This window comes from Synechocystis sp. CACIAM 05 (genome assembly GCF_010222815.1).
In the GTDB taxonomy this organism is placed as follows: Bacteria; Cyanobacteriota; Cyanobacteriia; order Cyanobacteriales; family Microcystaceae; genus Synechocystis.
The window spans coordinates 404,856-426,732 of the sequence record NZ_CP019225.1; the positions used below are offsets into that span (position 1 = coordinate 404,856).

The following is a 21,877-nucleotide window of genomic DNA, read 5'->3' on the forward strand; positions in this document are numbered from 1 at the left end:
GAGGATAAAAGTTGTAGTTGCGAAACCTTAAGCGTTGGTTAACCAAAATTTGGCAATGTAGCCCAAAGCTTTAACCCCATCTCGCCAATTGATTTTCTTTCCTTCCGCAAAGGTACGGCCATAATAGGCCACCCCCACTTCATAAATTCGCCATCGTCTTGGCGATCGGGTCACCTTCATTGTAAATTCAACTTCGAAACCGAAATCATTACAGGTTAAACGTAAATCCTCCAACACTTCCCGTCGAAACATTTTGTAACAAACTTCAATGTCAGTGAGGTTAATATTACAGACCAAATCAATCAAACTGGTGATCAATTTATTGCCTAAATAATGATGGAAATAGAGCACCCGATGGGGATTGCCGTAGAAGCGGGAACCATATACCACATCGGCCCAACCCCCATCAATTAACTTCCACATGGGACCCCAATCCTCGGGGTCGTATTCCAAATCCGCATCTTGAATAATCAACACATCCCCGGTGGCGGCGGCAAAAGCAGTGCGGAGAGCCCCCCCTTTGCCCTGATTCTGGCGATGGAAAATTACTTTCACTTCCCATTCCCTTGCCATGACAAAACTATTCCCCTGGCGATCGCCATTGGTTTCGACCGATTGATCAAGGGGGAAGCACTGGAATTTACCAGCTAAGTTGAGGTTAGCCAAAACGGGGTGTTGTTCCGGATCGCCAAAGGTATCCACCAACCATTCCCTTGTACCATCCTTAGAGCCATCGTCCACCATGACAATTTCCTTGGGGATTTCAGGCATTACCGTGGTAATTTTTTTGAGAATTTTTTCGATGGTTTGGATTTCGTTATAAATCGGAATGATAACCGAAAGCTTCATGGAAATTGGCTTAGTTAAGAAAAACAGAAGAAAATCCTTGGCAATGGCGAAGTCACAGCCCACCTCAGCACCCTAAGAGTTATATCATTTGGAGAGAGGCTATTCGGAAAATTGAAGTCTATTTTTAGTCAGAATTAACAGGAAGTAAGTTTTAGAGAATGCAATTTATTGATCAAGCGGAGATCGAAGTTCAGGGCGGCAAAGGCGGCGATGGCATGGTGTCCTTTCGGCGGGAAAAGTATGTGCCAGCAGGGGGCCCTTCCGGGGGCAATGGGGGCCGGGGTGGCTCGGTAATTTTTGAAGCGGATGCCAATCTACAAACCCTGTTGGATTTTCGCTACGCCAGGATTTTTAAAGCGGAAGACGGCAAAAAAGGCGGCTCTAGCAATTGCACCGGGGCCAATGGCAAGGATGTGGTGGTGCAAGTTCCCTGTGGCACCATGGTGTATGACTTAGACGGGGAATGCCTCTTGGGAGATTTAGTTAGCCCTGGGCAAAGGCTTTGTGTGGCGGCGGGGGGCAAAGGTGGTTTAGGTAATCAGCATTTCCTCAGCAACCGCAACCGGGCCCCGGAATACGCCCTACCAGGATTGGAGGGGGAACAGCGACAGCTACGGCTAGAGCTAAAACTGCTGGCGGAAGTGGGCATTATTGGTTTACCCAATGCCGGGAAATCCACCCTAATTGCAGCTTTGTCGGCGGCTCGTCCCAAAATTGCCGACTATCCCTTTACTACCCTGGTTCCCAACCTGGGAGTGGTGCGAAAACCCACCGGGGATGGCACCGTTTTTGCTGATATTCCCGGGCTAATCGAAGGGGCAGCAGCGGGCATTGGTTTGGGTCATGAATTTTTGCGCCACATTGAACGGACTCGTTTACTGCTCCACGTTTTAGACGTCACTGCAGGGGATCCGATCGCCAATTTTCGGGTGATTCAGCAGGAGTTGGAGGCCTATGGCCGGGGGATAACGGAAAAACCTCAGATCATTGCTTTGAATAAAATTGATGCGCTGGACGAGGAAATGATTGGGGAAATTGAAACGGAATTAAAACGATTCAGTACTGCTCCCTGTTTGCACATTTCGGCGGCCACCCGGAAGGGCTTAGATGATTTGATGCAGTTAGTGTGGCAATGGCTGGATGAAATGGCCGCAGCGGACGCAGAAGCCCAGAGGTTACTGGAGTTGGAATTGCAGGCCCAGGCGGCAATGGATAATCCTTTCAACTCTGACGTACCCATTGACGGGGTAACTCACTCAAGCTAAAAGGTAAAGAATTGTAAACTAAGTTAATTATCCCAGGAAATCCCATGAGTGAAGAACTACAACCGAACCAAACCCCCGTGCAGGAAGATCCTAAATTTGGCTTCAACAACTACGCGGAAAAGCTCAATGGCCGGGCTGCCATGGTGGGATTTCTGCTCATTTTGGTGATTGAATATTTCACTAACCAAGGGGTGTTGGCCTGGTTGGGACTGCGCTAAGGGGTTGGCTTATTGCTGCTTGCGTACAATCGAGATAGTTGATGGCCCCGCTTGAATTAGCCCGTTTCCTCGCAAAAAGCTAGAAGTTATCCTTCATCCCCCGGAGCTTGCCAAATACCCGAGCTGGCTCCGCCATTCCCACCCTAGCTTGAATAGCTGGATTGTCCCACCGCAGAAAAGGATTGGTGCGTTTTTCTGTGCCCAACCAAGATGGAATGGTGGCCTGGCCCCGTTGGCGATCACCTTGCACTGTCTGGAACCGTTCCTGAAGGTCTCCATTGTCGGGGTCAACGGTAAGGGCAAATTTGAGATTACCCAGGGTGTATTCGTGGGCGCACCACAGGCGGGTTTGATCCGGTAATTGTCGTAACTTATCAATGGATTGCACCATCTGGGCGGGAGTGCCTTCAAACAATCGGCCACAGCCCCCAGCAAAAATGGTGTCACCGCAAAATAAATCCCCGATGGTTTCTCCTGACCCTGGAGCAAAATAGTAGGCAATGTGGCCCCTAGTGTGCCCAGGTACAAAATAAACTGTGGCTTCCCTATCAGCAAAACTGAGGCGATCGCCGTCTCGCAGAAACACCGTTTGGCCGGGAATACGTCCCCGATCTTCGACTCCCCCGTAAACTTCCAGATTGGGATATTTTGCTAACAGCTCTCGATTCGCTCCCACATGGTCCCCATGGTGATGGGTGTTATAAATGGTAACTAAATCGGCCCCTAATGTTTCTAGGCAATCCAATACAGGTTTAGCTTCCGCTGGATCCACCACTGCGGCCCGATTCCTCTGGCGATCGTGGAGGAGGAAAATATAGTTATCGGCCAGGGCTGGTAAGCGGTGAATGTCCATAATTTGTTTGTCTGATTAATCTCAGTGTTTGCCTGCAAGTATTTTAAAAAGCTGACCAAATTAACTTTCCCACGCCACCACTCGACCTTTTAAGCTGTGATTCCACCAAGGACTGTTGTAGGCGGAAGTTTGCAAAGTGCCCCTTTTTAGGGTCCAAGCCTGATCGGGATCAAACAAAATACGGGAATTACTAACTTCTGGTAAACCTAAGCATCGCCGGGGATTGGTGCTCAAAGCTCGCCACAATGCCATTGGAGTTATCAGATTTTTTTCCACTAACCCTTGCCATAAACAGGGCAAAACCAATTCATAACCGATCGCCCCGGGGGGAGTTTCCGCAAAGGTTTGGGTCTTTTCTTCGTAAGTGAAGGCTTGGTGGTCCACCGCAATGGCATCAATGACGCCGGATTTAACCCCTTCGATTAGCGCTAGCCGATCGCCTTCGTTACCCAGGGGAGGGTCAAAACGCAAATTGGGATCATAGTGGGGAGTGTGGGGCGGTAAACCATGGGCGATCGCCTCATTACTGAGCAGGAGATGGTGCCAATTGACGCTGGCGGTGCAATTTAAACCCTGACTTTTAGCTTGGACAATTAATTCTACGCCCCGGGCGGTGGAAATTCGCATGAAATGCACGGGAGTCCCATAATGGGGCAACAATTCCAGCAAACTGGCGATCGCCGCCGCTTCGGACATCACCGGATCCGGTGGCAGGCCCAACTGAATCGCCAAGGGACCTTCCCGCATTACCCCATTTCCCCGCAGGGAAAGATTAAGGGGCACCAAAGCTAAAGGTTTGCCGGCCATGGCTCCATACTCCAAAGCCCGCTGTAGTAACCGCCAATCTTGAATTGCGCCCCCATCGCTGAAGCCAATTACCCCTGCTTGGTCTAGCTCTCCCCATTCCGTTAACTGCTTGCCCTGGTTGCCTTGGGTGACACTCCCCCACCAATGGCATTGGACTGGGGCCGAATCTGGCCCATTTTCCGCTTGAGGGTCTCCCGGAGCCTGATGGTGAGCATTGACCCCTTCTATCTGGCTTAACCGTTGCTTTAACCATTGCAAAGTTTGGGGCTGATCCAAGGGCGGATCGGTGTTGGGTAAAATAGCCACGTCCCCAAACCCACCGGCGATCGCCGTTTTCACCAATTGACTGAGGGTTTCCCTGTCTTCGTGCCCAGGCTCACCGCTGTAGCTGTACAGGTCTGCCAAGCTAGGGGCCAAAAGCAAATTTTCTCCGGGTATAACCGCCGCATCCGCCAGTATCGGGTAAGAATCATCTTTAACGGCCACAATGGCCCTACCCCGTACTATTACCGTCACCCGTGTTTCCTTGCCCTGTATGGGATCTAAGCAACGAACCTGGGGTCGACATTGCGTTTCCATTTAACCTTTTAACCTCGGGGGAACGACGGCACAAAAATCCCCCTAAAATCCTAGCAAAGTTGGGCAACCTTTCCGGATTCTGGGGGTTAACTGTACTTTTGGGTTGAGCCAATCAGCGCCTAGTCTTCAAACGCAATCTCCACCCCTTTCTCGGTTTGACCATGTTCAACAATATCGAGCCCCACTTTTTCCTGGGACGGTTTTACCCGTAATATGCCCCAAAGATCCATGACGTAGAAGAGGAAAAACATGGTGATGAAGGCCCAAAAGGGAATCACTAAGGAGCCGACGATTTGAGCGCTAAGTTTATGTTCAACGTTGGTGCTAAAAATACCCACGGCAATACCGCCCCAAATGCCGCATAAACCATGGACAGGCCAAGCGCCCACCCCATCGTCAATGCGTAGACGGTCCAACAGCTTAGTGCCCAGCACCGACAAAATGCCCGCCACTACACCAATGGCGATCGCCGACCAATTACTAACGGTGTCACAACCGGCGGTAATGCCCACCAAGCCGCCCAAAATACCATTCAGGGTTACCAGCAAATTCGGTTTGCGCTTATTCTCAGTAATCCAGTCAAAGGCCAAGGCCGCCAATCCCCCCGCTGCTGCGGACAGAGTGGTGTTCACCGCAATTAACATAGTTGTATTGGTATTTAAAGCTCCCACAAAGGCTAATTGACTACCGGGATTAAAGCCATACCAGCCCACCCAGAGAATAAACACCCCCAGGGAACTCGATGTAATCCCCTGATAACCCAGACTATTAATTTTGTTACCCTCAAAACGACCAATACGAGGTCCCATTACCACCACCGCCGCCAGGGCGGCAAAGCCTCCCACGGAATGCACCAGAAGAGAACCAGCAAAGTCGTGGAAACCCAATTTATCAAGCCAACCCCCTCCCCACTTCCAATGGCCACTGATGGGATAGACCAACCCGGTAATCACGGCGGAGTAAATTAGATAGGCTTTGAAATACATCCTCCCCATCACCGCCCCGGACACAATGGTGGCCGCCGTAGCTGCAAAGGCTGCCTGGAACAACCAATCCACCTGGGGACTAAGCCCTTCGACATTATCCAGGTTATTGGTGATGCCAAAGCCACCCCAGCCAAAAAAGCCGCCCAACACTGGGTTTTCGCCGTACATGAGGCTGTAGCCAAAAAGGAAATAAAGTAACACTCCCACACAAACATCAAAAGTGTTTTTAAACAGCACATTAACTGTGTTTTTGTGGGAAGACAGCCCGGCTTCCAACATGGCAAAGCCAGCCTGCATGAACAGTACTAAAACTGCTGCAGCTAGTAAGAATAGATTATTGATTGCATAGGTAACTTCTGCAATGGAAGTGGTTTCCGTTTGGGCTTGGGCCACCCCGACAAATAAAAATGCCAGCATGGCGCCCAGGACATAACGAGCAAGGGGAAAAATTTTCGGTTTCATCGCCTATACTAAATCAACTCCCTGGAAAAGTGAAATTTTTCTCAAGATGGCATCTTAGGAGGGAATGAATTGTTCACTGCCAACTTTTGTTACTGTTTGTCCACAATTTGCCGGCCCGGGAAAAGCAGTACTCTGATGATATTTGGGCTCCAATCTAGTGGAACGAGGAAGTGCACGCTACACTGAAAAAGAGGGGAATGAATCCTCTTCTGCAAAGCATTAGCATCGGCAGTAACGCTCTATGGGAACAGCTTCCCTTCTGGTGGCAGATGACGATCCCGATAATTTCGACGTTATCGATGCCCTCTTAGCGGACCAGGGTTATGAACTCAACTACGCCGATAGTGGCCAACGGGCCATTGACAATCTGGATACCTTTCAGCCGGACCTCCTGTTGCTTGATGTCATGATGCCGGGGCTAAGTGGCGTTGAAGTTTGTCGGATGATTCGTGCTTCGGCTCGGTGGCATACCCTGCCAATTATTATGGTGACGGCCCTGGATAGTAAACTTAGCTTGGCTAATTGTTTGGCGGCGGGGGCAGATGATTTTATCTCCAAGCCCTTGAACGGATTGGAGTTACAGGCCCGTATCCAGGCAATGTTGCGACTGAAGCACCAGTACGATGCTTTGGGCAATTTGCTGCAACAACGGGAATCAATGGTGCACATGATTGTCCACGATTTACGCAATCCCCTCACTAATCTGATTTTGGGGATACAGGTTTTGCAGAGGAGTCATTCTGATGCTCCCTTGCCCCCGGAAAGACTCGATCGCCTGCTCCAGGCCGGGCAACAAATCCAGCATTTAGTGGATGATATGTTGGTGGTGTCTAAACAGGAACATGGCAAGATTCGTCTGGACTATCAAGAAGTCGACCTGTTGGCATTAATGGGGACTGTGCTGGATGATTACGAGGCGATCGCCAGCCAAAAACAATTAACCCTGGTACGGATATGGGAAGATAAGCCCTTAGTTGCAAAAATAGATCCCCCCATTTTTCAGCGTATTATTAGTAACTTGCTCAGCAATGCGATTAAGTTTTCCCCCACGGGCGCAAAGGTGGAGGTGGCGATCGCCACAGAGGACAAGGATAAAGTCACCATCTGCTTCATTGACCAAGGGCCAGGTATTAAGGACGAACTTAAGCTCAAAATTTTTGAGCCCTACGAAGTGGGCACCATCATGCCCAACATTGCCCAAATTGGCTTGGGTCTGGCATTCTGTAAGATGATGAGCGAAGCCCATGGCGGTGCCATCACAGTCCAAGATAATCAGCCCAGGGGAGCGATGTTTTCCCTGACATTGCCCCAGCATCCTCCGGTGCCAATCAGTTGGATGCCCCATGACCAATGGAGAGGAGCAGCGGTGGATATCGGGAAATAAATGGGCCACAGGATCACCAAGGTCAATCTTGACCAAGGGCCAATGGGTTTAGATTAGATTGATTCACAATTTGACAAAAGTACTAGCAACAACCATGCCAGCGGAGGGCAGATTTTATTATGTTTAAGCATTGCCTCATTTGTACCGACTTTTCTGATGGACTACAACGACTAGCGGGCTTTGTAGAAGAACTTTCCCTCTCTGGCATCACTAAACTAATTTTTCTCCACACCGTCTCCGTTTGGGAGGATGAACACATAGCCGATGTGGACGAAAGCAAACTGAAGGAAGCCAAAACCTATCTGGAGTCCTTGGTGGGTCAGGTGCCTCCAGGGATAGAGGTCAAAGTAGAAGTATCCTCCGTGCGGTATGTGGACTTGGTAAACCAGTTGGTGGAACAGGAAGCCATTGATCTGATTATTAATGGCATGCCAGTGCGGAGTAACTTAGAGTCAAAACTGTTCGGCAGCCATACCCTTTCTTTGGCGAAATCTACCAAAGTGCCGGTGATGATTTTACGCCCCCAATTGGTCAGCACTTACACCGTCGAAGAAATGGCTTTACGGTGCCAACATCTCTGGCGCAATTTGCTAGTGCCCTACGATGCTAGTTCTGCGGGTAACTATTTGATTGAAAGATTAAAAGGTGCTTTGGAAAAGGCTCCCCCCGGTAAGGTTGAGTCCTGTTACTTCCTCTCCATTTTGGAAGATGGTATGCGCCGTCCAGAACTGTTAGAAATCCGCCGTCAGGAGGCGGAAGCCAAGCTAGCGGAAATCAAACAACAATTTAGCCCCCTGGTGCCGAATATTATTACCGAAGTGCGCCATGGTAGCCCTGTGCAGGAAATTCTCGACACTGCCTTTGTCAATGACATTACGGCGATCGCCGTGGCCAGCCGCCGAGCTACGCTATTAGATTGGACAGTACCTAGTTTGACGGATAGTATTTTGAACCGCAGTTGGTTTCCCCTCCTGTTTTTCTCTCCCAAAGGTTAACCACAGTTAGAACGAACAGAGTCTAGCCTGCTGGATTTCCCGACATCACATATACGAAAAAATCCCCACCTCTGCAAAATTAGGAGTGGGGATATTACTTGTGGGAAAACTTAGGAGCTTAAATTACAGCATTCAGATCAACACCAAAAATGCCAGCCTGAGCGATCGCCTGAGGAGAACCAGCTTCAAACACACTGGAGGAAATCCAATTCCAGTCAGCACTAGAGTTCCAAACACCAATTTGATTAGTGTCGAGGTTTTGCCACAGCACTTGGTTAACCCCTTGTACAGTTTCTGCCGCTAGGGCTTGCCAGTTACCGAGGTTATTGTCAAAGGCTTCCCCTAGATATTTGATTGGTGTGGTTAAGTCATCCCCAGATTGGACGTAGTAATTACCCAAGATGCCTTCCAGCAGACTGACGTTGCCCTGGGTTTCCACGGTCGTCAGGCGATCGCCAAGGAGGTCATCGTTGTTGATGTCAATCTGGAAAGTGACCTCTGCTTGCAGAGTATTGAAGGAATTGGTAGGCCAAGTTTGCGAAGAAATCCAGTTCCAGTTGGAGTCAGCATTCCAAACACCAGTCTGACCAAGGTCAGGATTTTGCCAAAGCACTTGATTGATGCCGTTGACCGTTTCCGCTTCCAGAATCTGCCAATTGCCAAAGGTGTTACTAGCAAAGGGTTGATTGTTAAATTTAAGTTGTACTTCATCGCCCCCAAGAAGTTGGACGAAGAAGAAGCCATTTTCGGCCATTACGCCAATTTCGTTGGCGATTGGGTCAACGGGCCCAGTGGAATCAATAACAGTATCCACACGGAAGGCTAGATTTTGGATTCGGACATCAAATTCCGGGGAAGTGTCTGCCTGATTAAATGCAGTCTCCAGGCTATTGAAGTTAGCCGCTAAATACTCCGCCAACGCATCTTGCTCAGAACCATCGGGGGCAAAGGTGGCCAGGCCAGTGCGGGGAGCATCCGCCGGCAGAGTCAAATCCACCAAATTAGCCGATTCACCGCTGGGGAAAGGATAGCCATCACCACCATTGGCCAAAAATCCCAGGGTGACCATGCGGAAGGTGCGGCTAGGATCTCCGACCAATTCACCATTACGCACAACAACATCCAGGTCATTGCCAGCTTCATCTTCGATCGCCAGGGAAAGAACACGATCGCCAGGGGCACGGTTGAGGTCAAAACTGAAAGCAAAGCCACTGACTTGGGGAAAACGACCCTGTTGGTTGGTGCCATCACTGGCCGCTACCCCGTGTTCCACCAGGGCTAATAATTCAGCAGCGGTAACGGTGATCAAGCTCAAGCCATTGTTAAAGCTAAGGGCATTGGCAATGTCGGTTTCAGAAATACCGCCTGCGGGTTTAACAATATTGCCCTCTGCATCGGTAACAGCTTCGTTGGGAAGTCGCTCTGGTTCTCCGGTACCGCCGGTGGGGACTAGAATCCGACCGATATCATCCCGAATACCGCCCCCATTTTTCAGGGAGATAACCACAGAGGAATCGATGGTTTTGGCGATCGCCAGGTTGGCATCGGCGGTGAGGTTGCCTAAGTTGGTTTCCTGTTGGCGAATGGCCGGGCGTGAACCTTCAAGATAGACATTACTAACGCCAAAGACATTACTTTCCTTGGCAACAATGACTTCCCGCAGTTGGTCGACAATGGCTTGAATTTCTGGGTCGATCAATCCAGCGGCATTGAGATCCGCTACCCCTTGGTCGTCGGTGGCGTAGGCTCCACTGATATTGGGATCATAGCTCTCAGGAATAATGATCCCGTTTTCATTGAAGTCAATGACTAAGCGACCAAGATATTTGTAGTTACCATCGGTGTTGACCACTGCTACGGGGTTACCGTCGGCATCAGTTTTGATAATAGGGTAAATACCTTGGGCACTGTCCCCAGCCCGGAGGCGATCGTTTTCATCCAACAGACGGGTGTTGGAACCACCGGCTACAATGATGTCAACATGCTTCAACCGAACAGCTAATTCCTGCTCAATGGCAATTTGTTGCATGTGGGCCAAAAGCACCACTTTATTCAGACCGGGATTAGCAGCGAGTAACCCATCAACGTCCGCTTGAATTTCCGCCGCCAAAGCATCTAGCTGTTCAGGGGTTGGAACACCGTTAAAGGGTTGAGGATTAACCGTTACGCCACCGGGGCTAGAAATAGTAGTAATGGTGGGGGTAGTGGCCCCGACAATGCCAATTTTTTCGCCATTGACATCAATTACCGTAGTGGCGGCGATGCTGTTGGGCTGAGGGGCTTGATGGTCAGGCACCACTAAACCAGAAAGATTGCCATCGGTGGTGAAATCAAGGTTACTGCTCAGGTAAGGGAAGTTAGTACCGGGGAAGTTATCTTCAGCATTACCACCGATCAAATCCTGGATTAATGCCGTCCCCAAATCGAATTCATGGTTACCAAAGGCGATCGCCTGGAATCCTAATTCGTTTTGAATCAAAATATCGGCCCGACCCACACCGCCAAACACATCTTCCGAAGCAGATAGGAACAAACCAGGAATGTAGGCATCGCCGGAGGAGAGAATCAAGGTGTTGGCAAAGCCCGCAGTACCGTCATTATCAATGTCTTGCTGGACCAGAGCATTGAGTACAGCGGAAAAACGGGGAATATCATCCAATGCGGGAACTCCACCCTCCTGATCCGAGGCATGGAACAACTGCAACCGGAACGGCTGGGGAGTGGGCACATTGACTTCAAAAATAGCTGTGGTTTGGCTCACTTCATTACTCACCACCAGTAACGGTTTGCCGTTAGGACTATCGGCAGCATTAATGAAAATCAATCCTTCTGGGCCGGAATCGGTCAGATTAGACTCCGGATCAACAGTAAAGTCCCGAGGGTTGATGTATTGAACAAACTCAGGGGATTGGGGATTAGTCACGTCATAAACCATCACGCCGCCAACGCGCTCTAGCCCCACAAAGGCATAGGTACGGCCATCAATGGTGCCCACTGTCACCCCTTCCGGTTCAGGGCCTTTATTATCACTGCGGTTATCGAAACTGTTATTGTCGTTGCTGGCATTGAAAAAGTCGGGGATGGCTTCGGCAACAATGCGCTCAAAATCCTCGCCGCTGTCGTACACAAGATTACCGCTGCTGTTCCAAATGGAAAAGGAGCGAGAACCATAGACATAAAGCTCGTCAAAATCCCCATCCCCATCAATGTCCCCAAATTTGGTGGTTACGGTCAGACGACCAAGGTTGGCATCTGCTTGTAACTCTGCCGCATTGGGAAAGGCAATGGGATCTAGAACTAAATCTTTAATCCGGGCTTCTTCAATAAAAATATCTCCTTCGCCATCAAAAGGAGGGGGTAAAAGGTCATCATCAGAGGGGCGATTGCGGGCATCCCCTTCGTTGGCAGTGATGTAATAGGTCTGGTCACCAACGGTGAAAGAAGTAATGCTATCGGGCATATACATCCCGAAAATAGGCCAATTTCGAATATTAATTCCACCGTCACGGTCACTGGCATCCAATCCATTACCGGGCAGGCTATGGTCTTTAAAGCCTAAGGGCAGAATTGCTTCCACTGTGGCGGTGGCAATATCAATCACTGCAATGGCGTTATTTTCCTGTAGAGTTACCCAAGCTTTGGTGCCATCACCACTGAAGGCAATATATTCCGGCTCCACGTCTTCAGCTATGGTACTATTCCGGACAAAGTTGCCGTTATCATCGAAGATCTGACCAAAAAGTCTTACCCCAGCGGATTGTAACTCGGCTTTTTGACCATTAAAACCGTCAAAAGTGGCATTCTGGGCGACTAAATTAGCAAATCCCCCAGTAATATCAACAATACTTACTGAACCAACGGGATCTACTGTGTAGCTTTCGTTGGGTTCCCCTTCATTGGCAGTCAAAATTTTGGTTCCATCAGGGCTGAAGGTAACCATGTCCGGCAAAAAGCCCACTGAGACTTTGCCCAAAAAAGCCCCTGTGGTTGCATCAAAAAACTGCACTTGACCAGCTTCTTGGTTATTCAAATCATCCCGAATTGCCAAAGATACAGCCACAATTCCCGCACTGGGAGTGCCGGCCTTACCCACCGCCACACTGTTGGGCACAGGACTGAAACCAGGGGGAATGCCATCGAAATTTAGGGCTAAATCTTCAATCTTGACGGGGTTAGTGGGGTCGGCTAAATCTAGAATTTCAATCACGTCACCGGCGACCACAAATAGGCGCTTAGTACCGGGGTCGAAGGCGGGAATTTCTGCCCCGTTGCTACTGGCAAAGCCGCCAATTTTGCTAATCAAACTAACGCCGCTGTTAATGGTCATAATTGCTTTAGAAATTTCTCAATCAGGAAAAAGTGGGGCAAAACCTTCAATCGGTGCTGGCGATCGCCAACGGACAGCAAAATTCCCCATCGGTGAAGGACGATCACTTGGCCCCGCTCCAGTTTTTCATAGAGAAATTAAGAAAAACTTATGGTTAGACTATGAAAAGGTTAAGCAAATTTGCTAACTCTAGGGAAAGTTGAAGTAAAACCGCCATTGTCAACGGGGAACGAAAAAGCTAAGCTCAAGGGCGGCACTTTACTGTGCAAATTCTGCGAAAAGTCCTCGGCGGGATCGACAATTTTTGAAAAATTCCTAGATTATCTATGCAACAACGTGGCGTAACAATTTGGTTAACGGGACTGAGTGGAGCGGGGAAAACCACTATTACCCACGCATTGGAAAAGAAATTACGGGACAGCGGTTACCGTCTGGAAGTGCTAGACGGTGATGTAGTGCGTACCAACTTGACCAAAGGACTCGGTTTTAGCAAGGAAGACCGGGACACCAATATTCGCCGTATTGGTTTTGTGTCCCATTTGCTCACCCGCAACGGTGTGATCGTCTTGGTTTCCGCCATTTCTCCCTACGCAGCCATCCGTCAGGAAGTGAAACACACCATTGGGGATTTTCTCGAAGTGTTTGTCAATGCGCCCTTGGCTGTTTGTGAGGAGCGGGATGTGAAGGGTTTATATGCCAAAGCCCGCAGTGGAGAAATTAAAGGTTTCACTGGCATTGATGACCCCTATGAACCCCCCACTAATCCTGATGTGGAATGCCGCACCGACCTAGAGGAACTAGATGAAAGCGTGGGCAAAATCTGGCAGAAGCTAGTAGATCTAAAATATATCGAGGGCTAAGGCGAACTTAACACTGGTCAATCTCTCTAGGTGGGAGAATGCTTGCGTTAGGATTGTCTGTGGTTAAGCCCGATCGCCAAGGGATTAGTCCCTTATTTCCCCGTAAAGTTGAATACTTTTCTAGTCGCACATATTGCAATGGAGGCAATGAATAGCAGTGAATCCCATTGAGTTGATGCAAAAGGGCGGCGTGGCCATGTGGCCCCTGCTTCTCCTATCGATTTTGTCCGTCAGCACCATCATCGAGAGGTTGTGGTTTTGGGGCCAAGTCATTCTCAAAAGCTCCCAAACGGCTTCCCGTATTTTAGACACGGCGGCCCGGGATTGGGATACGGCCATTCGAGTCGCCCAGGATAATCGTCGTTTTCCCATTGCTAAATATCTGTTGGCTCCATTACGTTTGCCCCACCCAGACCCAGAGGTTTTTCACCTGGCGTTGGAGTCGGCAGCGGACGATCAGTTAGCTCTTATGCGGCGGGGAGACAAAATTCTGGAAGCCATTATTGCCCTGTCTCCCCTATTGGGACTGTTGGGTACCGTGTTGGGTTTGATCCAATCCCTTAGTTCCATCCAAATTAGCGATTTGGGTACAGCTTCCACCGCTGGAGTCACCCTTGGTATTGGGGAAGCACTGATTTCCACAGCGGCCGGTTTGATCATAGCCATTGTTAGTTTGGCCTTTTACCGTGTGTTTCAGGGGCTATGGTTCAACCAAATGCGAGTCTTCCGTAAAGCAGGCAGTGAACTAGAGGTGCTCTATCGCCAACGCTGGTTTGAAGAGGAAATGGCCTACGATGACGGCCTAACCCCCAGCCCGGAAGCGGAAAGTTTGCCCCAATAGTTTTGCTGGAATCAACTTTTCCAGGATTGTTAGGATTGGGGAGGTTGATTGAGCCTATTTTTAGGCATCTTCCCCAGGATTGACTCCGGTTTTTTCTCCTTCCCATCACCATGGCATCTTCCCCTAAAGCCCCCAAGTCCCACCGTAAATTCCAGTCCATTTACCATCCCACCCGTCCCCTGTCCCTCTGGCAGGACAACCAACATGACCAGGGGGAAGTGCGTATTGAGATTATTCCCCTGATTGACGTTGTTTTCTGTATTCTGACCTTTTTTATCCTGGGGGCGGTGGGGCTATCCCGACAACAAGCCATTAGTTTAGATTTACCCCGAGCTAGCACTGGGGCTCCCCAAATGCGGGAAATGTTTATGGTGAGCCTGGATGACCTGGGGCAACTGTATGTGGAAAAACAGCCGGTAAGCCAGGAGCAGATGGTTAGTGCCCTGCAAAATTATCACCAATACAATCCCAGCGGTTTGATTGTGCTCCATGCTTCCCGCAATGCCAGTTATAACGATGTGGTGCAATTACTGGATACTCTCCGCACCGTGGGGGGCGATCGGGTGGCTTTAGCGACTTTACCCGGCGATGGCCAAACTCCCCCGGGCATGAACCCCAATGGCTTTAATGATCCTAATTTGGGATTACCGGGTATGACTCCGGGCAACGCATTCCCCAATGGTGCCAATCCGGGAATGTCCAATTTTAATAACTCGAATCCTGGGGGTTCCGGTGCGGGCGTCTCTAATTTTAGTAACACTCCCCTACCAGGTATGCCCGATGCCAATGGCAATGTGTCTCCCAATCCTGGTATGAATCCCGGTTTTCCCGGTGGAGGCGCCATGAACCCTGACCCCAACTCCCAATCGCCCAATTTACCTGGGATGGGTAACACTGTGCCCAGTGCCCCCCAACAGTAATTGATTGATAGTAATAGTAATTGGCTGAAACTGCATTGCCTATGATTTCGGCTCGACAATTGGCCTTTTTGATTCTGCGAGACATCGATCGCCGGGATAGTTACACTGATGTGGCCATTGACCGAGCTTTGCAAAAACATCCATTGTCTCCCCCTGATCGCCGTTTTTGTACGGAATTGGTTTACGGAGTGATACGCAGACAAAGAACCCTGGATTGTTTAATTGAACACCTTGGCGATCGCCCCATTGGTAAACAACCTCCGGATTTAAGACGGATTGTGCAACTGGGACTATATCAACTGCGTTACCTAGACCAGGTACCAGTTTCAGCGGCGGTCAATACCAGTGTGGATTTGGCCAAGGCCAATGGCTTAAAGGGATTAGGTAAAGTTGTCAACGGTATGTTGCGTCGCTACCAACGGGCGGAGGAAGAGGGAAAGAACATTTTAGACCAGGAAAAAATCAGTTTGGGGGAGCAATATAGTTTTCCCGATTGGTTAACGGAGTTATTGGAGCAAACCTGGGGCAAGGTAGAAACGGAATCTCTCTGTGCCTATTTCAATCAAAATCCTTCCTTAGACCTACGCATTAACCCGTTAAAAACTAGCAGAGTAGAAGTGGCCCAAAGCCTAGGGGAACTTAATCTAACAACCATGGCAATGGCAGGTTTACCCCAGGGGTTAAGATTGGGCGGAAAAACCGGGGCCATCAACCAACTGCCAGGATTTACGGAGGGTTGGTGGACAGTGCAGGATGCCAGTGCCCAATGGGTGGCCCAAATCCTCAATCCCCAACCAGGGGAAACTATTTTTGATGTTTGTGCAGCCCCCGGCGGCAAAACCACCCACATAGCGGAGTTGATGGGGGACCAAGGACAAATTTATGCTGGCGATCGCCATGGTTGGCGGTTACAAAAATTGGCCGTTACCCAACAAAGATTGGGACTAACCAGCATTAAAACTTGGGAAGGAGATTTAACTCAACCGGGAGTCAAACCTCCTGTGGAATTGGTGGATCGAGCTTTGCTGGATGTGCCCTGTTCTGGCCTAGGAACTCTCCATCGCAATCCGGATCTGCGGTGGCGACAAACTCCCGCTACCATTGCCACCCTTTTGCCCCTTCAGCAGGCTCTATTAAAGGCGATCGCCCCTCTAGTGAAATCCGGTGGCAGCCTGGTTTACTCCACCTGCACCTTGAACCCAGCGGAAAATGAAGCTCAGATTGAACGGTTTTTGCAAGATCATGAAGATTGGCGATCGGAGCCCTTTGAGTGGACCAGTCCCCAAGGTCAAACTAACTCGGTAACATCAGGGATGCTGACTATCTTGCCCCATCACCACCACCAAGATGGTTTTTTCATTGCAAATTTGAAGAAAGCTTAACAATCCTAACGGCGATCGACTCTTCCCCCCCACAATAGAAACAGTGAATCAAAATTCTGGCCAGGGGATCAACGCCTCAAAAGTAATATATGGGACTTATTTCTTGGTCGGGAACTTTAGCTGAGTTAACTGTACCATTCCATCCCTGGGGAGTAATGCGCCATGACGAAAACTGCTAAAACTAAACAACTACTCAAAATTCTGATTGGGGCCGCCTGGCTAGATGGGGTAATCGAAGTCGAAGAAAGGCAATATCTACGCCGCTTAGCGGCAGGATATGAACTAGAAAATGATCTGGAATTACAGACCCTTTTGTCAGAACTAAAATCCGTAGAAGCACCCCAATGTTATGCCTGGGTAAATGAGTATTTAGGAGATTATCCCAGTGAGCAGGAATATTCCGAATTGCTAGAAGCATTAAGTGGTCTGCTCTATAGTGACGGCGATATTCAAACCCAAGAAGCCCAGTTGCTCGCCTCCCTGCAGGAATCAGATCCTGGCCATGGCCACCCCAAATCGTCCCTTGATAAATTTCTCGGTAAGGTCCAGCGGCTTTACCGTCGGGCCGTACAAAAGGCAGGTTAGGTTTTTTCACTTGGGCTTATTGAGAGCAAACATGATGACTTGGTTGACCATTCCGTTTTTAATTCTGGGGTTAGGCATTTTAGTGGCGGGGGCAGAAATTTTAGTCAAAGGGGCTTCCCGCATTGCCTTGATGGCGGGGCTTTCTCCCTTAATTATTGGTTTAACCATTGTGGCCTACGGTACGAGTATGCCGGAAATGGTTGTTAGTCTCCAAGCGGCGATCGCCGGCCAGGCCGATATTTCCATTGGCAATGTGGTGGGCAGTAATATTTTCAATGTGTTGTTGATACTGGGGGTCTGTTCCATCATTACACCCCTCATTGTGGCCCAACAATTAATTCGCTTAGATATTCCCATTTTGATTGGGGTCTCTGGACTGTTGCTAATGTTTGGTTGGGATGGGCAAATTAGTCGAGTTGATGGCGTAATTTTAGCCAGTGGAGCCATTCTCTACACAACTTTTCTGATCCGGCAAAGTAAAAAAGAAAATAACCCCGATGTCACCGAAGAATACCTCAAAGAATTTGGGGAACCTGTGCCTAAAACCGGCAAACAGATATTCATTCAAATTGCTTATGTTGTAGGGGGCATTGCCCTGCTTGTGTTGGGATCTAGCTTATTAGTGAAAAGCTCCGTGGCCATTGCCAAAAGCCTAGGCATCAGTGAATTAGTAATTGGTTTAACCCTAATTGCGGCGGGGACTTCTTTGCCAGAATTAGCCACCTCTGTAGTAGCTAGTTACCGGGGGGAGCGGGATATTGCAGTGGGTAATGTGGTGGGCAGTAATATTTTTAATATTTTGGCCGTATTGGGTTTTGCCGCCATTTTTTCCCCCAACGGTATCCAGGTTTCTAACTCTGCTTTTAACTTTGATATTCCTGTGATGTTTGCCGTTTCCCTAGTTTGTTTGCCTGTCTTTATTACCGGCAGATTAATTGACCGCTGGGAGGGCTTTTTATTCCTGTTCTATTACATTGCCTACACTGCCTATTTGGTGCTTAATGCTACCAGCAATCAGAATTTACATATATTTAATAATGTGATTCTTTTTGTGGTTATTCCCGCCACGGCGATCGCCCTCGGACTATCCCTTATCCCCGATTTAGTGAGGGGGAAAAAAAACGATACCGGAATCTAATTTCCACCAAAGCCCATTGGGCACCGGATAATTTGCCTTGACTGATATGCTCCCACCCGTTTAAACGATTGACAATCCAACGATTAAACCTTTGACCCTAGTAGGGGTTCTGTTTTGACCTTTCAGATAGACCAGGGGGAATGGGCAACACGGGGAACTTCAAGGGTAAAAACGTTAAGCTAAAACAGAACTGGGCACTCTGCCTGGGGTTGACTGTTTGGGAGCAAATTGGTTGCCATGTTACGTCTCATCACCCAGTCCGGTGACATTGTTCAGGAGTTGCGACGTTTACATCATCGTCCCGTTCCTTCTCCCTGGCCGGTAATGGCCCAGGTGGTGGCGGCGATGGAGCATTGGGCTGCCGTGGACCAGGATGCTCCCCCCAGGGTTAGTGGAGCGGAGTTGGATGCGGCTTATCAACGCATTAGCCAGGAAAAATTGTCGGTGATTCGCCAGGCTTGCACTGCCCTGGAGCAGGTTTACCGCCCGCAACTGCCCAAGACCCAAGTAAGCTTTCCGGAAGATGGCACAGTGCGGGGACAAAGGTTTTATCCGGTCAGAAGAGCTGGTTTTTATCTGGAAGCAAAAAGGGGCGATGCCCTGGGCAATTTACTCCGCCAGGGGATGTTGGCCAAGACTGTGGGGGTGGCGGAACGGGTTTTGGTGACGGAAACCATTAGTCCGACTATTTTGGTGGCGGTCCAGGAAATGGGCATTGAAGAAATTTATTTGACTGCTGGGGTGCCGGCGATCGCCATGCTGACCTGGGGAGCAAAAAATATTGCCCCGGTGGAGTCCATTACAGGGGCGGGCTGCCCAAGGGTGATGGCGGCTAAACAATTGGTGAGTGGTGTGGTAACCATTGACCAAACCCTGGCTAGGACAAATTTAATGGTGCTAGCGGACGGTGAAGCTAACGGACAATGGCTAGCCCTGGATTTGTTGGCCCATGCCGAACAATATCCCAATGCCAGCGCAGTGCTACTGACCGATCGCCTGGAGCTGGGGAAAGAGGTGATTCAATCGGTCAATCGCTATTGTCGGGAGCAGGAACATTCTGTACACACGGAAAAGGCTTTGGCCCATTACGGCCTGGTGGCGATCGTCCAAGACCTAGAGGCCTGTGGAAGTTGGGTCAATGAGTTTTGCCCCCATATTTTACTGTTAGCCATGGAAGACCCCTGGACCATGGTGGAAAAAGTTCAGCGAGCCAGGGAAATTTACATCGGCCACCGCAGTCCGAGCATTTTGGGTCATTACCTCAGTGGGGCCAACCGTCTGCAAACCCAGGATGGGGCCATGGCCACCGCTAGTGAATTGGCATTCCATTGTTTTCTGCGCTCCAGTCAATTACTCGACTATGGCAATAATCCACCGCCCCCTTGGTTAAAGGATTTGGTCAATTGGCAAGGCCTGACGGCGATCGAGGAACGCTTGGGGCAATTGGATCGACTCAAGGAAAGTTAGAAAAGTAACGGCCACAAAAATGCTAATGCGTTGTAGGTTTCTGGACAGAAGGTCTACCTGCCTAAGCGAAGCATGGGAACCAAAACCGCCCCTTAATCATGGTCTTCAAACTTATAGCCCAAACCGATCACCGTTTTAATAAAAGTAGGATTGGCGGGGTCCGGTTCAATTTTCTTGCGTAATCGGCGGATGTGAGTATCCACCACCCGTTCATCGCCAAAAAAATCATTGCCCCACAACTTTTCAATTAATTGGGTCCGATTCCAGACCCGCCCCGGATAGCTCATAAACGTAGCTAATAAATTAAATTCCAACCCGGTCAACTCCAACTCTTCCTGACGATCGCCCTGGTAACGACTCGCCTGATGTTGGTCTAGGTCCACCTGAAAATGGTTTGTACGATAAATTTGTCCCACTGGTTGCCCCTGGCGCAATTGCCGCCGCAATAGGGCTCGTACCCTAGCGACCAATTCCCTCGGACTGAAGGGTTTGACCAAATAATCATCGGCCCCGGTGGAGAGGCCAATAATGCGGTCGATCTCCTCCCCTTTGGCGGTCAACATCAGAATATAGGGGTCTTTGCTGCCCGGTTGTTGGCGAATGCGGGTACAAACTTCCAGTCCATCCAATTTGGGTAACATCAAATCCAACACAATTAAATCTGGAACCTGTTCCTGGAAAATTCTTAAACCAGTTTCTCCATCATTGGCGACAATGCAGGTAAACTGTTCCCGTTCCAAGGTTTCCCTGATTAGCTGGGCGATTTCCTGGTCATCTTCCACGATTAAAATGTTGGGCATGGCAATAAATTCAGTCCTGTTCCTCCACATTGCGACTATTACGCCACACTTGCCAGCCGAGATAAATCAACAGCACAGTGGCGCCAATGGCAAAGCCCCAACCGCTGGGAATATTGGAAAATCCCAAAGCTAGGCTACCGGCCCAGAGGGTAAGAGCATAGATAAACAGTACCGTTAGACGATGGGAAATACCGGCATTGATCAAACGATGGTGCAGGTGACCCTTATCCGCCTTAAAGGGAGATTTTCCCTTAATAACCCGGGAGAGAATCACCACCGACATATCTAAAATTGGCACCGCCAGCACCAGATAGGGCAATAAAACCGCCGTCACCGCCACCGTGGCCATGGCTGCCACTTTCACTAGGCCAATTACTGCTACGGCCCCCAAGGTAAAACCCATAAAGTAGGCTCCCCCATCCCCCATGAAAATCTGGGCAGGATTGAAGTTATAGCGCAAAAAACCCAGGGCCCCCCCGGCCAGGGCCGCTGCAATCAAGGCCGCCTCCGATTGTTCCATAAACAAACAGAGGACAAATAGCACCACTGCGGCAATGCCACAGACCCCCGCTGCTAAACCATCCAAGCCGTCAATCCAGTTAATGGCGTTGGCCAAACCCACTAACCAAATCACCGTAATAGGCAAACTTAAAATGTTTAGGTACACTAAGTTTCCCAGGAAGGGCAAAGTAAAAAAGTCAATTCTGACCCCCATATTCCACACCACCGAGGCGATCGCCACCTGGGCCAATAAACGGGAAAAAGGACTCAGATCGAACAGGTCATCAAATAAACCAATGCCAAAAAAGGCTAAACCCCCCAGCACTACGCCCCAGACTTCCCATTCCCCTTTGGTACTCATGGCACCGAAGGCCCCAAGATTCCAAACCACCAACAGGGCCACTAAGCTACCGAGGAAAATGGATACTCCCCCTAGGCGCACCATGGGCCGATGATGCATTTTGCGAGCACTGGGTTGGTCTACATAACCGGCCCTCCGTCCCCAATGGTTAATCAATGGTGTCGTGAACCAAACCACAATCACCGCCAAAATAAATGCAATGAGATAATATTGACCGCCGAGCATGGGCAAAGATGGGATTGGGAAGGGTTTAGGGTAAAGTTTACCCCATATTTGTACGGTGCTTAGCCACTGTTA

The 21,877-nt window shown here is 49.5% G+C and carries 19 protein-coding genes; 12 read left to right on the forward strand and 7 right to left on the reverse strand.

Going from position 1 to position 21,877, the window contains the following annotated elements; all coding sequences use genetic code 11:
- Positions 1 to 27: 27 nt before the first annotated feature.
- On the reverse strand, positions 28 to 849 hold the full coding sequence (locus BWK47_RS01950; protein WP_237269749.1) for a glycosyltransferase family 2 protein: 822 nt from the start codon (positions 847 to 849) through the stop codon (positions 28 to 30).
- A gap of 158 nt (positions 850 to 1,007) precedes the next feature.
- Here BWK47_RS01950 and obgE point away from each other — a divergent pair, with 158 nt between their 5' ends.
- Complete coding sequence (gene obgE, locus BWK47_RS01955) at positions 1,008 to 2,114, forward strand: GTPase ObgE (protein ID WP_162327369.1); 1,107 nt, start codon at positions 1,008 to 1,010, stop codon at positions 2,112 to 2,114.
- Positions 2,115 to 2,158: 44 nt separating this feature from the next.
- A complete protein-coding gene (locus BWK47_RS01960; RefSeq protein WP_010871578.1) occupies positions 2,159 to 2,332 on the forward strand; it encodes a chlorophyll a/b-binding protein in 174 nt (57 codons plus the stop codon).
- Between the two features lie 79 nt (positions 2,333 to 2,411).
- On the opposite strand, the gene gloB is transcribed toward BWK47_RS01960, so the two are convergent.
- From gloB to BWK47_RS01975, 3 genes are all read right to left on the reverse strand, one after another.
- On the reverse strand, positions 2,412 to 3,185 hold the full coding sequence (gene gloB, locus BWK47_RS01965; protein WP_162327370.1) for a hydroxyacylglutathione hydrolase: 774 nt from the start codon (positions 3,183 to 3,185) through the stop codon (positions 2,412 to 2,414).
- A 60-nt stretch (positions 3,186 to 3,245) separates the two neighbouring features.
- Entirely contained in the window at positions 3,246 to 4,571 is a 1,326-nt protein-coding gene (locus BWK47_RS01970; RefSeq protein ID WP_162327371.1) for a dihydroorotase, read from the reverse strand.
- Positions 4,572 to 4,690: 119 nt separating this feature from the next.
- Positions 4,691 to 6,019, reverse strand: coding sequence for an ammonium transporter (locus tag BWK47_RS01975; RefSeq protein WP_162327372.1), 1,329 nt, complete (start codon positions 6,017 to 6,019; stop codon positions 4,691 to 4,693).
- Between the two features lie 241 nt (positions 6,020 to 6,260).
- Between BWK47_RS01975 and BWK47_RS01980 the strand changes: the two genes are divergently transcribed.
- Positions 6,261 to 7,403 carry a hybrid sensor histidine kinase/response regulator gene (locus BWK47_RS01980; protein ID WP_162327373.1) on the forward strand — a complete coding sequence of 381 codons (1,143 nt, stop codon included), beginning with the start codon at positions 6,261 to 6,263 and terminating at the stop codon, positions 7,401 to 7,403.
- Between the two features lie 119 nt (positions 7,404 to 7,522).
- The gene (locus tag BWK47_RS01985; RefSeq protein ID WP_162327374.1) at positions 7,523 to 8,398 is read left to right on the forward strand and encodes a universal stress protein; all 876 of its coding nucleotides are present in this window, start codon (positions 7,523 to 7,525) and stop codon (positions 8,396 to 8,398) included.
- 118 nt (positions 8,399 to 8,516) lie between these two features.
- On the opposite strand, the gene BWK47_RS01990 is transcribed toward BWK47_RS01985, so the two are convergent.
- Positions 8,517 to 12,725, reverse strand: coding sequence for a choice-of-anchor I family protein (locus tag BWK47_RS01990; protein ID WP_162327375.1), 4,209 nt, complete (start codon positions 12,723 to 12,725; stop codon positions 8,517 to 8,519).
- Between BWK47_RS01990 and BWK47_RS01995 the strand changes: the two genes are divergently transcribed.
- From BWK47_RS01995 to BWK47_RS02025, 8 genes are all read left to right on the forward strand, one after another.
- Positions 12,718 to 12,912, forward strand: coding sequence for a hypothetical protein (locus BWK47_RS01995; protein WP_041425769.1), 195 nt, complete (start codon positions 12,718 to 12,720; stop codon positions 12,910 to 12,912). The two genes, BWK47_RS01990 and BWK47_RS01995, sit on opposite strands and share 8 nt — an antisense overlap.
- A gap of 139 nt (positions 12,913 to 13,051) precedes the next feature.
- A complete protein-coding gene (gene cysC / locus BWK47_RS02000; RefSeq protein WP_010871586.1) occupies positions 13,052 to 13,585 on the forward strand; it encodes an adenylyl-sulfate kinase in 534 nt (177 codons plus the stop codon).
- Positions 13,586 to 13,742: 157 nt separating this feature from the next.
- On the forward strand, positions 13,743 to 14,426 hold the full coding sequence (locus tag BWK47_RS02005) for a MotA/TolQ/ExbB proton channel family protein (protein WP_162327376.1): 684 nt from the start codon (positions 13,743 to 13,745) through the stop codon (positions 14,424 to 14,426).
- Between the two features lie 110 nt (positions 14,427 to 14,536).
- Positions 14,537 to 15,346: an ExbD/TolR family protein gene (locus BWK47_RS02010; RefSeq protein WP_162327377.1), complete on the forward strand. Its 810-nt coding sequence runs from the start codon at positions 14,537 to 14,539 to the stop codon at positions 15,344 to 15,346.
- Positions 15,347 to 15,387: 41 nt separating this feature from the next.
- A complete protein-coding gene (gene rsmB, locus BWK47_RS02015) occupies positions 15,388 to 16,728 on the forward strand; it encodes a 16S rRNA (cytosine(967)-C(5))-methyltransferase RsmB (protein ID WP_162329580.1) in 1,341 nt (446 codons plus the stop codon).
- Positions 16,729 to 16,890: 162 nt separating this feature from the next.
- Complete coding sequence (locus BWK47_RS16965) at positions 16,891 to 17,313, forward strand: tellurite resistance TerB family protein (RefSeq protein ID WP_237269750.1); 423 nt, start codon at positions 16,891 to 16,893, stop codon at positions 17,311 to 17,313.
- Between the two features lie 34 nt (positions 17,314 to 17,347).
- On the forward strand, positions 17,348 to 18,451 hold the full coding sequence (locus BWK47_RS02020; protein WP_237269751.1) for a calcium/sodium antiporter: 1,104 nt from the start codon (positions 17,348 to 17,350) through the stop codon (positions 18,449 to 18,451).
- Between the two features lie 237 nt (positions 18,452 to 18,688).
- Positions 18,689 to 19,918 carry a histidinol dehydrogenase gene (locus BWK47_RS02025; protein ID WP_162327379.1) on the forward strand — a complete coding sequence of 410 codons (1,230 nt, stop codon included), beginning with the start codon at positions 18,689 to 18,691 and terminating at the stop codon, positions 19,916 to 19,918.
- A 92-nt stretch (positions 19,919 to 20,010) separates the two neighbouring features.
- On the opposite strand, the gene BWK47_RS02030 is transcribed toward BWK47_RS02025, so the two are convergent.
- Entirely contained in the window at positions 20,011 to 20,748 is a 738-nt protein-coding gene (locus tag BWK47_RS02030; RefSeq protein WP_162327380.1) for a response regulator transcription factor, read from the reverse strand.
- Positions 20,729 to 21,805, reverse strand: coding sequence for a glycosyltransferase family 4 protein (locus tag BWK47_RS02035; RefSeq protein WP_162327381.1), 1,077 nt, complete (start codon positions 21,803 to 21,805; stop codon positions 20,729 to 20,731). Before BWK47_RS02035 ends, BWK47_RS02030 begins: the two co-directional genes overlap by 20 nt.
- Positions 21,806 to 21,877: the final 72 nt, after the last annotated feature.

Bases quoted from the DNA above. Each gene is read 5' to 3' on its own strand.
- BWK47_RS01950 (WP_237269749.1), bottom strand. From the start codon at position 849: ATGAAGCTTTCGGTTATCATTCCGATTTATAACGAAATCCAAACCATC.
- obgE (WP_162327369.1), top strand. From the start codon at position 1,008: ATGCAATTTATTGATCAAGCGGAGATCGAAGTTCAGGGCGGCAAAGGC.
- BWK47_RS01960 (WP_010871578.1), top strand. From the start codon at position 2,159: ATGAGTGAAGAACTACAACCGAACCAAACCCCCGTGCAGGAAGATCCT.
- gloB (WP_162327370.1), bottom strand. From the start codon at position 3,185: ATGGACATTCACCGCTTACCAGCCCTGGCCGATAACTATATTTTCCTC.
- BWK47_RS01970 (WP_162327371.1), bottom strand. From the start codon at position 4,571: ATGGAAACGCAATGTCGACCCCAGGTTCGTTGCTTAGATCCCATACAG.
- BWK47_RS01975 (WP_162327372.1), bottom strand. From the start codon at position 6,019: ATGAAACCGAAAATTTTTCCCCTTGCTCGTTATGTCCTGGGCGCCATG.
- BWK47_RS01980 (WP_162327373.1), top strand. From the start codon at position 6,261: ATGGGAACAGCTTCCCTTCTGGTGGCAGATGACGATCCCGATAATTTC.
- BWK47_RS01985 (WP_162327374.1), top strand. From the start codon at position 7,523: ATGTTTAAGCATTGCCTCATTTGTACCGACTTTTCTGATGGACTACAA.
- BWK47_RS01995 (WP_041425769.1), top strand. From the start codon at position 12,718: ATGGTCATAATTGCTTTAGAAATTTCTCAATCAGGAAAAAGTGGGGCA.
- BWK47_RS01990 (WP_162327375.1), bottom strand. From the start codon at position 12,725: ATGACCATTAACAGCGGCGTTAGTTTGATTAGCAAAATTGGCGGCTTT.
- cysC (WP_010871586.1), top strand. From the start codon at position 13,052: ATGCAACAACGTGGCGTAACAATTTGGTTAACGGGACTGAGTGGAGCG.
- BWK47_RS02010 (WP_162327377.1), top strand. From the start codon at position 14,537: ATGGCATCTTCCCCTAAAGCCCCCAAGTCCCACCGTAAATTCCAGTCC.
- rsmB (WP_162329580.1), top strand. From the start codon at position 15,388: ATGATTTCGGCTCGACAATTGGCCTTTTTGATTCTGCGAGACATCGAT.
- BWK47_RS16965 (WP_237269750.1), top strand. From the start codon at position 16,891: ATGACGAAAACTGCTAAAACTAAACAACTACTCAAAATTCTGATTGGG.
- BWK47_RS02020 (WP_237269751.1), top strand. From the start codon at position 17,348: ATGACTTGGTTGACCATTCCGTTTTTAATTCTGGGGTTAGGCATTTTA.
- BWK47_RS02025 (WP_162327379.1), top strand. From the start codon at position 18,689: ATGTTACGTCTCATCACCCAGTCCGGTGACATTGTTCAGGAGTTGCGA.
- BWK47_RS02030 (WP_162327380.1), bottom strand. From the start codon at position 20,748: ATGTGGAGGAACAGGACTGAATTTATTGCCATGCCCAACATTTTAATC.
- BWK47_RS02035 (WP_162327381.1), bottom strand. From the start codon at position 21,805: ATGCTCGGCGGTCAATATTATCTCATTGCATTTATTTTGGCGGTGATT.